The following is a 14,680-nucleotide window of genomic DNA, read 5'->3' on the forward strand; positions in this document are numbered from 1 at the left end:
TCGCCGTTGCCAGCGAAAACAAGTCTCCTCGTTTTTCTATAGCGGGCGCTTTGGGATGCGCGGATCGTTGCCGCCATGCCGTCCGGAGTGATGGCGCAAAAAACGGGACCGTCGCCCCGTGCATATCGCACGGGACCGAAACCGATACGGGGGAAAGATGGGAGACAAGGCATCCATCATCGAGTGTGCGCGCCTTGAGGATTTGGCCACCATCCCAAGGTCGCAGAAGCAACCGCTACTCAATGTCGATAAAGACGATATCGGCTTCCTGAATATACGCGTCGAGGGCCACGATTACCTGGTCACCAAGACTCACCAGTTTGGCATTCAGGTCTGCCGTCTCGATATCTATGATCTCCCGCTCGCGACGCGATTCTTCCAGGCCATCAAGGAGTTCTTCACTCACAAGGTCGCGGATTTTTTCCAGCTCCGCGGGGTAGGCAGCCGGTCCTATCGGATCGGCAAGACGGTGGAAAGCTGGACGCGATTTCCGGACGGGCAGGAGAAGGCGAAAGGGCCGCCAACGGTACTGGCGCCGACAATCACTATCCAAACGCCGTGCAAAAAGACTACGGAGGGCCAGTCGGACTACGTCGTCGACCATTTGGCAAATCATGGTACGCGGCCGGCCCGCGAAATCAAAATCTCATCGGCTTGCAAGCCTCTGAACGCCCGAGACTACGCGTGGCGAAATCATTTGCTCTGTCGGCTTTTTGGGCTGGCAACGATATCGCAGCCTGGAAAATTGCCAGAGTTGGACGACAAGGCCTGCCAAAGAGAGCTCACGGCAGCTTTCGATCTCTCCCACCAAGATGCACAGCAGGCATTTGCCCAACTATATGCGCTGATGCATGGCATCGTGTCCGCCCGGCGTTCCGCAGTTGCTGTTACCACCAGTGCAAACCCGCCGCTCGTCACGCACGCAAAGCTGCTGCTGCTCGGAAACGCCATCTCGACCGAGGTCTCTACCGAACTAAAGCCGCTGAAACGGTCACCGCAGGAAGCTGCCAAGCTGCTCGGCATGCTCACCACCTCTTGGCATCAACTAAGCGACGAGAGTGAGGCAGCGGTTCAATGTTGGCAGGTCGCACGCCGGCTATCCCGATGCGAGTTTGGCTTCCAGATGCTGTCTGAGCTGATAGGGGGGCCTGCGGAACTGCCTGCACCTGTTGTGGAGCAGTGGCAGGCGGCGTTGCGAATATACCTTCAATCATGCGATCACCTGATTGCCCGCAGCGATACCGCACTCAGTTCGGCGGCGAGCCGCGGCAGCGAAGTCGCCGGCGAAATGGACGCCCTGCGGGCCTGGATGGGGCATCCAATGGGCGCCGCCAAATATGCTGCGGCCATGCTTGCCGATGCAAACCACCCACGGGAAAATCGCCTGGCGTATCGTGCGTTGTTGGGCGCCGTCAAGCTGATGCAGATTCGGGCTCTGGCCGATCCTGCATGGCTGAAGTCGCAGCGCCAAGCAATGGAGAGCGAGAGCTCGGCGCCATCCCTGACGGCACCGTTGTCCAAAGACGAGGTCGTGGCCCTCGCGTTGTGGCGCAACGGCTTCCGCGACGATCTGGACAACGGCCTCCTTGCACAGTTTCAACATCTTCTCAACAAGCTGGTGCTGGAATGGCTGCCGCGCAGGCACGTCGATCTGCTGACGGGTGTCGTCCGTGAGCTGATGCCGGACGATTCCCCTGTTGCATTGGCGCTCGGGGATCCCATGACGCAGGCAGTCACCCGGAGAACCGTGACGCAGCAGAGCCGGGACCACCAGACGGCCATGGGCCGCATGGCACGGTTGTTGGTGTTGCATTTCAAGATGGCTAGCGGGGCTCCGTTGCTGCCGCATGAAGCGTTGTTGCGGGATGTTCTGATATTCCGAGATGAAACGCGGAAGCTTGGTTTGTCGGAAGAAGCAGCCTTGCAATTGGATCAGGGTCTCGAGCAGGTGTTGGCGCGGCTCGACGATGTGGCTCGCGTTATGGAAATTGATGGGGGGGGTCAGTTTTATTCGAAGGAAGATCTTCGAACGCTGAATCATCAGCTCCACATTCAGGGCGATACAAAGACATGTCTGGTAGAGCTTCGTCAGCATCTGGCGGCCATGCAAGCACGGTATCCGAAGGCCGACTTAGCTCTCCAGTCGGAGCACCGACTCGATGTGGTCGCGCAGAATGATACGGCCACGCAGCGAATAGCCAGCCACGCACGATATAGTCTGCTAACGCAATGGCTGTGCTGCACCGAATCTGGCATGCGTCTGCACGCGTACACCGTTACTGATGCATTCAAGAAAGCAGTGATCAGTGACCTGATCGATCTCCCCGACAATCGTCCGCATCGACAAGAAATCGAAGCGGAATTGAATCGCATTACACGAATCGATCTCGACGTGATAGACGAATGGGCAGTGGAGGCCGGCATGCTCAGTGCAACGGCCCTCGCCTCGCCGATGTCCGAAGTACCTATGGAAGTGTCCGAGATAGGCCGTCGCTTCCAGCAGTATCGACAGGTCGTCGCGATGCTGCGAGCCGGCCGAGACAAGGTCGATGCCGGAGTTGCGCTCCCTGAAGCGCCGCGCACCAGGGAAGATTTCCGACAGATCGCAAGTCATCGGATGGACACCAATCTCGGTAACGGCGCCAAGGGCAGCGTTTCGAGGGCGGCCGGCGTGGGCGTTAGCGTCAGTATCGGCGCCGGCGCGGCCGCAATACTCGCGGGTCCGGCACCGACGATAGGCGTGTCGTTCTCGCATGCCAGTACCTCCACCCGTACGGGAAGTTTCGGCATCCTGAGTAGCTCCGTCGGTGGGCAAACGATGATCGTGAGCGAGACGAAGGGGGAAACCGGCCAGGTCGGAGCCGGTATCACCGTCTCAACGGCGACAGCACTGGACGTCGGTGTAGACGCCAGTTATGTCGATCGAGAAGGTAGCGAGACCGGCATCGCCATACGTGCCCCTGCGACTCCCGGTTCGAGGGAGTGGGTAAACACGAGCCGGGACGCCGCCAACGTGGTATTCGGCGAGAGATTAGCGAACAAGATTGAGAAGGATCTGGCTGCACGGCCATATCAATCCAAACGTGATCGTGCGCTTCGGGAACTATGCTATCAGTGCTTCCAGCCCCTGCTGAAGGGAGCACTCGCCCTTAATGTTTTTGACAGTAAAACCTCAACGGAAACCATCAGCGCTGGCATTTCGGCCGGCGTTGGCGCCAAGGTAAAAGAAGGACTTCTTCAGGGCTCCGTCAACGCACGCCTTGGCAGAGAGACCGATATCGTGACGCACCAGGCGCGCGTCGACCGGACAGGGTCCACGCGGCTAGCGGTTCACGGCATTGGGACCGGCTCCCGATACAGCGCGGCCGTGCGCGTGCTCGCTACCGTACTGCCAACACAAATCACGGGACATCTCAAGAGCGGAGTGTCATCGGGCGAGCTGTTGGGCGCGACCGTAACCTTTAGGGAGCGGGGCATTCAGCATTTCATTCGGCGAGAAACAAGAGATGGCATCACGCAGCCTTCGTTTGCGTGGGACATTGTTTTCCGCAATGTCGATGATTTGATCGCACATTTGAACATCGCGGAGGTGCGCGAGCAATGGGCTGCGTACAACGAATCGCTGCCACCTGAAGTGCGAAAGCAGGATCTCGATGAGTGCATACGGGCATTGCTTTTGCACGCGCGAGATTCCAGGCAGACCTTTATGGTTCGGCGATATCTGGTGGACGAAAAGCTCGCCGAGCTGAACGCGTGGATAGCGCTGGCGGAAGGACTGAGCGGCGCAAGTTCACCGTTTCGTGACTTGTCTAGTCGCTACGGTTTGCAACAGCGCTGCGTGACACTGCTGAACACGAACGAGCACTACAAGCTTGGCGGAGTCGGCGCCTACACGGGAGACTATCGCGAAGAAGAGATCGGTCTCCACGGCAGCGCCACGCTCACCGAGACCAGAACGGTATCGGTGTCGACGGAGTTGCTGTGGTTCAACGCTCGAATCATTCCGCGCGCACCGAAGTCTTTGGAGGAGACAGACGCATTGGGATCTGAGGGGGCCAACCCCAAGTTGCTTGTGAAGCCGCATGAAAGTCAGTCCGTGCGTCATATTCCCTCCGATTTGCGTGACCCGTTCCATTCCGGGATCCACGCGCAAGTCGGCTCCCCAATCCAATCTCAGGAATTATTCCATGCTCCAAGCCTCCACTAGCCGCTCGTCACCGTTCAACACGCTAAATCCCATGGAACCTGCGCGTCGAGCCTCGGCCTTCTTTAGGCGCACTTGCATCGATTCACCGCCCTCAGAAGGAAAGCGCTTAGGACAATTCGCTATCGCGCCAAGCGGCCAATCAGCTGAGGGAGTTGCGAATGCTTGTAGACCCTTGAATCATGAGCGTCTGGAAACGAACGATATGCTCAAGATTCTGAAAGCCCGCAACCTGAGCGTCCACGGCGCACACATATATCATGTAGGCATCCCAGAAATCTTGTTGGTCGCATCTGCGTACGCTGCCGATCGTATAACGCGCAAGGTTTTTTTTGAGACCCTGGATCTCTTTGTTCAACACGCACAAAGAGGCTCGGACCATCCCGAAGGAATCAAGCCGCATCACCTCGCGCGCCTAGGAATTTCGGCAACGGACGCTCAAGAGCTTCCATTGCATGATTCCATGCACGACATTGTGCTGGTCGCTGGCCTTTTGAACGGCGTAATCGACATGGAGGATTTCCAGCTGCTATACGGTCACGGCTCCAAGGGGCGATTTCTACAACGCCACTTTCCCGGCGTCCCAGTATTGCCTCCGGCTCCGCCCTTGGCCAATCACTTCTACTGCGATGCTTACAGCTTGCTAATAAAAGATACAAGCCACCTTCGACAGGAATTGCAGAAGGGGATCGCGCTGATCTGTGCTCGGATGGAAAAAGGCCCCGACTTTTACACCTCGACAAACCACTACAAGCTCCGCCTGCTGGCTGCAGAAAAGAAGGGACAATCTCTAAACGTCCTAGGCCCCTTCGACAACGAGGAATCGATGAAGCGAGCCTTCGCCGACACCTTCCACGTCGTGCATCCCGACTACGAACCCAATGGAACCTGGCGCCAGGACGTCAAATCCTTCCGCTTCGTGGAGCCGAAGCGGATCGACTGGGTATCGCCGCAGCCGAAGGAGTCGGAAACGGGCACTGAACGGTCCAAGCCCGATCGCAGCTGCTCTACGCTGCTATGCAACGTCGTATGACGGCACAGCGGATCCGGCCTTAGCACAACGACCCACACACCAACAAAAAAGCCGCGCCCAACAAAGGGCGCGGCTTTTTCTTGTTTCCCGCGGATCGCGGGGAAACATGCCTCAGCTAAAAAAGCTCTTCACCTTATCCAACCAGGACTGCTCCTGCGGACTGTGCCGCGAGCCGCCTTCGTGGACCGAGCGGTCGAACTGGCGCAGCAGTTCCTTCTGCGCTTCGGTCAGCTTGACCGGCGTCTCGACGTTGACGTGCACGTAGAGGTCGCCCGGCGTGCCGGAGCGGACGCCCTTGATGCCCTTGCCGCGCAGGCGGAAGGTCCGGCCGGTCTGGGTGCCTTCGGGGACCGGGAAACTGGCCTTGCCGTTCAGCGTCGGCACTTCGAGGTCGCCGCCCAGCGCGGCGGTGGCGTACGAGATCGGCATCTGGCAATGCAGATCGTCGCCGTCGCGTTCGAATACCGGGTGCGGCTTGATGTGGACCTCGACATAGAGGTCGCCCGGGGGGCCGCCGTTGATGCCCGGTTCGCCGTTGCCGGTCGAGCGGATCCGCATGCCTTCGTCGATGCCGGCCGGGATCTTGACCTCGAGGGTCTTCTGCGTCTTGAGCTTGCCCTGGCCGTGGCATTTGACGCACGGCTTGGGGATGTACTTGCCGGTGCCGTGGCACTTCGGGCAAGTCTGTTGCATCGTGAAGAAGCCCTGCGACACGCGCACCTGGCCGATGCCTTTGCAGGTGGGGCAGGTTTCGACGTGCGAGCCGGGCTCGGCGCCGTTGCCGTGGCAGTGATCGCAGTCGTCCCAGTGCGGCACGCGGATCTGCGCCTCGTGGCCGTGTGCGGCCTGCTCGAGCGTAATCTCCATGCTGTAGCGCAGGTCGGCGCCGCGATAGACCTGCGGGCCGCCGCGTTGCCGCCCGCCGGCTGCCTGGCCGAAGATGTCGCCGAAGATATCGCCGAAGGCCTCGGCGAAGCCGCCGTAGCCCTGGGCGCCGCCGAAGCCGCCCGCCATGTTCGGGTCCACGCCCGCGTGGCCGTACTGATCGTAGGCCGCCTTCTTTTCGGGATCGGAGAGCATCTCGTAGGCCTCCTTGGCCTCCTTGAATTTCTCCTCCGCATCCTTGCTGTCAGGATTGCGGTCCGGGTGGTACTTCATCGCGAGCTTGCGATACGCCTTCTTGATGTCGTCGTCGCTCGCGTTCTTGCCCACCCCGAGCACTTCGTAGTAGTCACGTTTTGCCATGGTGGCTCAAACCCTGATTGGCCGACCCGCGCACACATGCGCGCCGGTCGACGAATAGCAAAAAGCCGAGCGGGGAAATCCGACGGCGCCGGCCCGCAGGTCCGCGCTTGGTCCGATATCCGCCGCCCGGCGTCGGGACAGGCATGGCGCCGGCGCAAGGCCCGCGCCATCCCATGTCCGTCGCATTACTTCTTGTCGTTGACTTCCTTGAACTCGGCATCCACGACGTTGTCGTCCTGCGGCTGCGCCTCGTGCGCACCGCCGGCCGCGCCAGCGCCAGCAGCAGCACCGGCGGCGCCGGTCTCGCCCGCCTTGGCCTGCATGTCGGCGTAGACCTTCTCGCCCAGCTTCTGGCTGACCTCGGACAGCGTCGCGACCTTGGCGTCGATCTCGGTCTTGTCGCCGCCGCGAGCGGCGTCTTCCAGTTCCTTGATCGCAGCCTCGATCTTTTCCTTCTCGCCCGACTCGAGCTTGTCGCCGTACTCGGTCAGCGCCTTGCGGGTCGAATGCACCAGCGCGTCGGCCTGGTTGCGCGCATCGGCCAGTTCGCGGGCCTTGCGGTCTTCCTCGGCGTTGGCCTCGGCGTCCTTGACCATGCGCTGGATCTCTTCTTCCGACAGACCCGAATTCGCCTTGATGGTGATCCGGTTTTCCTTGCCGGTGGCCTTGTCCTTGGCGCCGACGTGCAGGATGCCGTTGGCGTCGATGTCGAACGACACCTCGATCTGCGGCATGCCGCGCGGGGCCGGAGCGATGCCTTCGAGATTGAACTCGCCCAGCAGCTTGTTGCCGCTGGCCATCTCGCGCTCGCCCTGGTAGACCTTGATGGTCACGGCCGGCTGGTTGTCGTCGGCCGTCGAGAACACCTGCGCATGCTTGGTCGGAATCGTGGTGTTCTTCGTGATCATCTTGGTCATCACGCCGCCCAGCGTCTCGATGCCCAGCGACAGCGGGGTCACGTCGAGCAGCAGCACGTCCTTGCGATCGCCGGACAGCACCGAGCCCTGGATCGCCGCGCCAACGGCAACGGCTTCATCCGGGTTCACGTCCTTGCGCGCCTCGCGGCCGAAGAATTCGCGAACCTGCTCCTGTACCTTGGGCATGCGGGTCATGCCGCCGACCAGGATCACGTCGTCGATGTCGCTGACCTTGACGCCGGCGTCCTTGATCGCGGTACGGCACGGTTCGATGGTGCGCGTGATCAGTTCCTCGACCAGCGCTTCGAACTTGGCGCGGGTGATCTTCAGGTTCAAGTGCTTCGGACCCGAGGCATCGGCCGTGATGTACGGCAGATTGATTTCGGTCTGCTGCGAGCTCGACAGTTCGATCTTGGCCTTTTCGGCGGCTTCCTTCAGGCGCTGCAGCGCGAGCACGTCCTTGGACAGGTCGACGCCCTGCTCCTTCTTGAACTCGGCGATGATGTAGTCGATCAGGCGCTGGTCGAAGTCCTCGCCGCCGAGGAAGGTGTCGCCGTTGGTCGACAGCACTTCGAACTGCTTCTCGCCGTCGACGTCCGCAATCTCGATGATCGAGATATCGAAGGTACCGCCGCCGAGGTCATACACCGCGATCTTGCGGTCGCCCTTCTCGTTCTTGTCCATGCCGAAGGCCAGCGCGGCCGCGGTCGGCTCGTTGATGATGCGCTTGACTTCCAGGCCGGCGATGCGGCCCGCGTCCTTGGTGGCCTGGCGCTGGGCGTCGTTGAAGTACGCCGGCACGGTGATGACCGCTTCGGTCACCGGCTCGCCGAGGTAGTCCTCGGCGGTCTTCTTCATCTTGCGCAGCACTTCTGCCGACACTTGCGGCGGGGCCAGCTTCTGATCGCGCACCGACACCCAGGCGTCGCCGTTGTCGGCCTTGACGATCGAGTACGGCATCAGGCCGATGTCCTTCTGGACTTCCTTCTCTTCGAACTTGCGGCCGATCAGCCGTTTGACGGCGTACAGGGTGTTGCGGGGATTGGTCACTGCCTGGCGCTTGGCGGGGGCGCCGACCAGGATTTCGCCGTCTTCCATATAGGCGATGACCGAGGGGGTGGTACGCGCCCCTTCCGAGTTCTCGATCACCTTGGGCGTGTTGCCCTCCATGATCGCGACGCAGCTGTTGGTGGTACCGAGGTCGATACCGATGATCTTACCCATTTATTCTCTCCTCTTGAGCCATCGCTATCCGCGCGGCCTCAACTCAACCTGAGGCCGAAGTGTGGCCGGCCGGCACCTTTTCAAGGGCGGAACCGGCAAATCCGAGTAATTTTGTTGGTTTTTAGGGCGCCGGGCGGGAGCGAACCCGTGGCACCGCCGGGGGCGAGAATCCGCCCGAACCGTCACTTATGTCAAATCAATTCGCGCGGCCGCGTTGCCATTGCACGTCGGTCTGTCCGCCGGCCCGGTTGGCGACGCGCGCCAGCACGAACAGCAGGTCGGACAGGCGGTTCAGATACTGGCGGGGCGCCTCGTTGACCGCTTCGACGGCACCGAGCGCGACCAGCGCCCGTTCGGCGCGCCGGCAGACGGTGCGGCAGACATGGGCCAGCGCCGCGGCGCGGGTACCGCCCGGCAGGATGAATTCGGCCAGCCGCGGCAGATCGGCGTTGTAGTGCGCCAGCCAGTCGTCGAGCTGGGCCACCTGCTCCGGCTTGACCAGGGTGTAACCGGGAATCGACAGTTCGCCGCCCAGATCGAACAGGTCGTGCTGGATATGCAGCAGCGCCGCGCGGATGTCGTCGGGCAACGCCTCGGTCAGCAGCACGCCGAGCTGCGCGTTCAGTTCGTCCACCTCGCCGATCGCGGCGATGCGCAGGCTGTCCTTGCCGGTACGGCTGCCGTCGCCCAGTCCGGTGGTGCCCGCATCGCCGGTACGGGTGGCGATCCGGCTCAATCGATTGCCCATGGCAGTTCTCCCTGTCGATCCCGCATTATGGCGCGGCATGCACGCGGCGTAGAATAACGGGATCCGCAACACCGGGCCGCGCACGCCGCGCGGCCGCATCGAGACACCGGGCAGCGGCTCGCCAGGTCGCCGTGAAGGCCGACCGCCGGGGAACCCCCGAGGACAGCGCAGCCCGCCCAGCCCCGCCGGAGACCAGCATGAACCATCCCACGCCCCACGCCGCCCTGACCCGCCGTCCGCTGCCTCCGGAGGTGGCCGACGCCCTGCAGGCGCGCTTCGGCGAGCGCTTCACCACCTCGGCCGGCGTGCGCGAGCACCACGGCCGCGACGAGTCGCCGTTTCCGCCGGCCGCACCGGATGCGGTGGTCTTCGCCCACAGCACCGAGGAAGTGGCCGAGGTGGCCAGGCTGTGCAACACGCATGGCGTGCCGCTGATTCCCTACGGCGCGGGTTCGTCGCTGGAGGGGCATCTGCTGGCGGTGGCGGGCGGCATCAGCCTGGATCTGTCGCAGATGAACCAGGTGATCGCGGTCCAGCCGGAGGATCTGACCGTCACGGTGCAGCCCGGCGTCACCCGCAAGCAGCTGAACCAGGAAATCAAGGACACCGGCCTGTTCTTCCCGATCGATCCGGGCGCCGACGCCTCGCTGGGCGGCATGTGCGCGACGCGGGCGTCCGGCACCAACGCCGTGCGCTACGGCACCATGCGCGAGAACGTGCTGGCGCTGACCGTGGTGACTGCCGACGGCCGCGTGATCAAGACCGGCACGCATGCGCGCAAGTCGTCGGCCGGCTACGACCTGACCCGGCTGTTCGTCGGCAGCGAAGGGACGCTGGGCATCATCACCGAGATCACGGTGCGCCTGTATCCGCAGCCGGAGGCGATCTCGGCCGCGGTCTGCGCCTTCCCCGACATGGGCAGCGCGGTGCGGGCCGTGATCGATACCATCCAGCTCGGCGTGCCGGTGGCGCGGGTCGAATTCGTCGACGCGCTGGCGATCCGCGCGATCAACCGCCACGACCGGCTGACGCTGCCCGAAAGCCCGCACCTGTTCTTCGAATTCCACGGCACCGAGGCCGGCGTGCGCGAGCAGGCCGAGACGGTGCAGCAGATCACCGCCGAGCATGGCGGCCAGGGCTTCGAATGGGCGACGCGGCCGGAAGACCGCAGCCGGCTGTGGAACGCCCGCCATACCGCCTACTTCGCGATGCTGCAGCTCAAGCCGGGCTGCCGCGCGGTGACCACCGACGTCTGCGTGCCGATCTCCCGGCTGGCGGACTGCGTGGTCGAGACCGAGCGCGACCTGATCGCCTCGGGACTGCCCTGCCCGATCGTTGGCCACGTCGGCGACGGCAATTTCCACGTGGCGATCCTGACCGATCCGGACAAGCCGGAGGAACTGGAACAGGCCGAGGCGCTGAACGCGGCGATCGTCGCGCGCGCGCTGGCAATGGGCGGTACCTGCACCGGCGAGCACGGCGTCGGCCTGCACAAGATGGACTTCCTGGTCAGCGAGCATGGCGAGGACGCGCTGGACGTGATGCGCGCGATCAAGCGGGCGCTGGACCCGAACGGCATCCTGAATCCGGGCAAGATCTTCCGCCCCAGCCGCTGAGTCGCGCGAGCGAAACCCCAGAGAGATCCCGATCCCCATGGCCGCGCTGTTCAACCGCATCCCGCCGCTCCATCTGCTGATCGCCTTCGAGGCGGCGTCGCGGCTGGGCAGCTTCGCCCGCGCAGCCGAGGAGCTGTCGGTCACGCCCAGCGCGGTGTCGCACCGGATCAAGAATCTCGAGGAGCTGTGGGGCGAGGACCTGTTCGTGCGCGCCAACACCGCGCTGCGGCTGACCGCGGCCGGCACGCGCTATCTGCGCGATGTGCAGGACGCCCTCAAGTCGCTGAACGAGCTGGCCCGGCCCGAGTACAACAAGATGCGCACGCGGCTGCGGGTCGCCACGCCGCCGACCTTCGGCCGCCAGCATCTGGTGCCGCGGCTGCCCGAGTTCGGCACGCTGTATCCGCACATCGACCTGGAACTGCAGCTGGCCATCCCCTTCCTCGATGTGAAGGCCGAGGACACCGACGTCGAGATCCGCTATGGCACGGGCCGCTATCCGGACCTGAAGACCACGCGGCTGCTGGTGGAGCCGGTGTTTCCGGCCTGCGGGCGCGAGTACTATGAACGGATCGACGGACGCTCGATCACGCGCCCCGAGCACCTGGCCAATCTGGTGCTGCTGCGCAGTCCGCTGGAGCCGTGGAAGCCGTGGTTCGAGACCGCGGGGCTGGACTGGCCCGAGCCGCAGAGCGGCCCGCAGTTCAACGACATCGGCTTCATGCTGGAGGCGGTCGCCTCGAACCAGGGCGTGGCCCTGGTGCGCCAGCGCATGGCGCGGCACTGGCTGTCGCTGGGGCAAATGGTGCGACTGCTCGATATCGAATCGGAGTCGCCGCATGGCTACTACATCGTCGAGCGCGAACAGGCGCCGCTCAAGCCCGAGGCCCGCTACTTCGTCGACTGGCTGCTCAGCCTGGAGTGGTAAGGCCGGTGCCGTGGCGGCATGAGCGGTTTTGATCGGCGCGGCGCGCCGAATTCACGTGCGGCGGCGGCTGCGCGGCCATGGCCTGCGCTATAGTCTGCCGTCCCCGCCTCGCCTGCGCCGCCACGGCAGCGAGGCCATACAGGAGTCGCCATGAACGCCCCGCAAGACGCTGCCATCCCCGCGGCCTCCTCCGCCGCGCTGGCCGCCGCGCTCTCGCCCGAGCAGACCGCCGAGTTGCTGCGCGAACTCGCGCGCATCCTTCCCGAGCCGGCGCTGCTGACGCGCCCCGAAGACACCGTGCCCTATGAATGCGACGGCCTGGCGGCCTATCGCCAGGTGCCGCTCGCGGTGGTGCTGCCCGATACCGAGGAACAGGTGATCGCGATCCTGCGGCTGTGCCACCGGCTGCGCGTGCCCGTGGTGCCGCGCGGCGCGGGCACCAGCCTGTCCGGCGGCGCGATGCCGATCGCCAGCGGCGTGGTGCTGTCGCTCGCCAAGTTCAAGCGCATCGTATCGATCGATCCGCTCTCGCGCACCGCGGTGGTCCAGCCGGGCGTGCGCAACCTGGCGATTTCCGAAGCCGCGGCCCCGTACGGCCTGTACTACGCGCCCGATCCCTCGTCCCAGATCGCCTGCACGATCGGCGGCAACGTCGCCGAGAATTCGGGCGGCGTGCATTGCCTGAAATACGGCCTGACCGTCCATAACGTGCTGCGCGTGCGCGCGGTGACGATGGAAGGGGACGTGGTCGAGTTCGGCAGCGCCGCGCCCGACGCGCCCGGCCTCGATCTGCTCGCGGTACTGATCGGCTCGGAAGGCATGCTGGCGGTCACCACCGAGGTCACCGTCAAGCTGGTGCCGCGGCCGCAGCTGGCGCAGGTCATCATGGCCAGCTTCGACGACGTCGAGAAAGGCGGCAACGCGGTCGCCGACGTGATCGCCGCCGGCATCATCCCGGCCGGGCTGGAGATGATGGACAAGCCGGCAACCGCCGCGGTCGAGGAATTCGTCCATGCCGGCTACGACCTGGACGCGGCGGCGATCCTGCTGTGCGAGTCCGATGGCACGCCGGAGGAAGTGGCCGAGGAAATCGAGCGCATGAGCGAGGTACTGCGCGCATCCGGCGCGACCCGCATCGCGGTGTCGCAAAGCGAGCCCGAGCGGCTGCGCTTCTGGAGCGGCCGCAAGAACGCCTTCCCCGCCGCGGGCCGGATCTCGCCCGACTACTACTGCATGGACGGCACCATCCCGCGCAAGCACATCGGCACGCTGCTCAAGCGCATCGAGCAGATGGAGCACAAGTACGGCCTGCGCTGCATCAACGTGTTCCATGCCGGCGACGGCAACATGCATCCGCTGATCCTGTTCGATGGCGCGGACCATGACGAATGGCAGCGCGCCGAGCTGTTCGGCGCCGACATCCTGGAGACCTGCGTGGAACTCGGCGGCACCGTGACCGGCGAGCACGGGGTCGGCGTCGAGAAGCTCAATTCGATGTGCGTGCAGTTCGCGCCGGAGGAGCGCGAGGCGTTCCTGCGCGTCAAGGCGGCCTTCGACCCGGCCCGGCTGCTCAACCCGGACAAGGCCATTCCGACGCTGGCGCGCTGCGCCGAATACGGCAAGATGCACGTGCGCCGCGGCGTGCTGCCGCATCCGGACCTGCCCCGCTTCTGAGCGACGCCCGCACGCCGATGGCCAACTACCGCCAAGCTCCCCGCAACGACGGCCCCCGTCAGGCGCAGCGCGACGATCCGCGCCGCCGTCAGGAAGCGTACGTGCGCCAGTATCTGGGCAAGCCGGACACCGGCTGGCGACAGCGCTGGTACACCATCATCTTCGAGGCCGATACGCGCGAGGGCCGGCAGTTCGATGTCGCGCTGCTGCTCGCCATCGTCGCCAGCGTGCTGGTGGTGATGTTCGACAGCGTGCCGGCGATCCACGCGCGGCTCGGCGTGGGCTTCACCGTGCTCGAGTGGATGTTCACGCTGTTGTTCACCGCTGAATACGTGATGCGCATCCTGGTGGTACGGCGGCGGCTGCGCTATGTGTTCAGCTTCTTCGGCATCATCGACTTCATCTCGATCATGCCGACCTGGCTGGCCTTCTTCATGCCGGAGCTGGCCTTCCTGATCGACGTGCGCCTGCTGCGGCTGCTGCGCGTGTTCCGGATCCTGAAGCTGACGGTCTACTTCGAGGAAGCGCAGATCCTCTATCGCGCGTTGGCCAACAGCCGGCGCAAGATCTCGGTCTTCCTCGGCACCGTGTTCATCATCACCGTGATCCTCGGCACCGTGATGTACGTGGTCGAAGGACCGGAGAACGGCTTCAACAGCATTCCGCGCAGCATGTACTGGGCGGTGGTGACGCTGACCACCACCGGCTACGGCGACATGGTGCCGAAGACCGCCATCGGCCAGTTCATTACCTCGCTGACCATCCTGCTCGGCTACGGCATCATCGCCTTCCCGACCGGCATCGTCGGCGCCGAACTGGCCGCCAGCATCATCCGGCGCCCGCTGACGACGCGTACCTGCGTGCACTGCCTGACCGAGGGGCACGACCCCGACGCCTCCTATTGCAAGCACTGCGGCAAGAAGCTGCCGCCCTATCAGGTCGAGGTCGGCGACAACGCCTGACGCCCTGCAGCGCGGACAAGAGAACGCGAGAACAAGAGAGCGAGAGCGCCCGCCGGCGCGGCCGCATGACCGGAGCAGGACCGCCGCATCCGGCCCGCAGAGCGCCCCGAACCCCAGAAAACCGGAACC

General features: G+C 64.0%; 9 protein-coding genes. 6 read left to right on the forward strand and 3 right to left on the reverse strand.

The annotated features are described in order from the left end of the window. Window positions 1-157 precede the first annotated feature (157 nt). Together J5T34_RS12620 and J5T34_RS12625 are read left to right on the forward strand one after the other, a co-directional pair. Window positions 158-4,207 carry a hypothetical protein gene (locus tag J5T34_RS12620; protein ID WP_208580043.1) on the forward strand — a complete coding sequence of 1,350 codons (4,050 nt, stop codon included), beginning with the start codon at window positions 158-160 and terminating at the stop codon, window positions 4,205-4,207. Window positions 4,208-4,409: 202 nt separating this feature from the next. After that, window positions 4,410-5,237 (forward strand): hypothetical protein, encoded by an 828-nt coding sequence (locus J5T34_RS12625; RefSeq protein WP_208580044.1) that lies wholly within the window; start codon window positions 4,410-4,412, stop codon window positions 5,235-5,237. A gap of 111 nt (window positions 5,238-5,348) precedes the next feature. Here J5T34_RS12625 and dnaJ read toward each other — a convergent pair whose 3' ends face one another. From dnaJ to J5T34_RS12640, 3 genes are all read right to left on the reverse strand, one after another. After that, window positions 5,349-6,482, reverse strand: a complete 1,134-nt coding sequence (gene dnaJ / locus J5T34_RS12630; protein ID WP_208580045.1) for a molecular chaperone DnaJ — start codon at window positions 6,480-6,482, stop codon at window positions 5,349-5,351. A 185-nt stretch (window positions 6,483-6,667) separates the two neighbouring features. Then, complete coding sequence (dnaK, locus tag J5T34_RS12635; RefSeq protein WP_208580046.1) at window positions 6,668-8,623, reverse strand: molecular chaperone DnaK; 1,956 nt, start codon at window positions 8,621-8,623, stop codon at window positions 6,668-6,670. 196 nt (window positions 8,624-8,819) lie between these two features. Next, window positions 8,820-9,371, reverse strand: coding sequence for a cob(I)yrinic acid a,c-diamide adenosyltransferase (locus J5T34_RS12640; protein WP_208580047.1), 552 nt, complete (start codon window positions 9,369-9,371; stop codon window positions 8,820-8,822). A 197-nt stretch (window positions 9,372-9,568) separates the two neighbouring features. Here J5T34_RS12640 and J5T34_RS12645 point away from each other — a divergent pair, with 197 nt between their 5' ends. From J5T34_RS12645 to J5T34_RS12660, 4 genes are all read left to right on the forward strand, one after another. Continuing rightward, complete coding sequence (locus J5T34_RS12645) at window positions 9,569-10,987, forward strand: FAD-binding oxidoreductase (protein WP_208580048.1); 1,419 nt, start codon at window positions 9,569-9,571, stop codon at window positions 10,985-10,987. A 37-nt stretch (window positions 10,988-11,024) separates the two neighbouring features. Next, window positions 11,025-11,915 carry a LysR substrate-binding domain-containing protein gene (locus J5T34_RS12650; RefSeq protein WP_208580049.1) on the forward strand — a complete coding sequence of 297 codons (891 nt, stop codon included), beginning with the start codon at window positions 11,025-11,027 and terminating at the stop codon, window positions 11,913-11,915. A gap of 150 nt (window positions 11,916-12,065) precedes the next feature. Next, window positions 12,066-13,589 carry an FAD-linked oxidase C-terminal domain-containing protein gene (locus J5T34_RS12655; RefSeq protein ID WP_208580050.1) on the forward strand — a complete coding sequence of 508 codons (1,524 nt, stop codon included), beginning with the start codon at window positions 12,066-12,068 and terminating at the stop codon, window positions 13,587-13,589. Between the two features lie 17 nt (window positions 13,590-13,606). Continuing rightward, window positions 13,607-14,551: an ion transporter gene (locus J5T34_RS12660; protein WP_208580051.1), complete on the forward strand. Its 945-nt coding sequence runs from the start codon at window positions 13,607-13,609 to the stop codon at window positions 14,549-14,551. Window positions 14,552-14,680 lie beyond the last annotated feature (129 nt).

It is taken from the genome of Cupriavidus gilardii, assembly GCF_017598945.1.
In the GTDB taxonomy this organism is placed as follows: domain Bacteria; phylum Pseudomonadota; class Gammaproteobacteria; order Burkholderiales; family Burkholderiaceae; genus Cupriavidus; species Cupriavidus gilardii_E.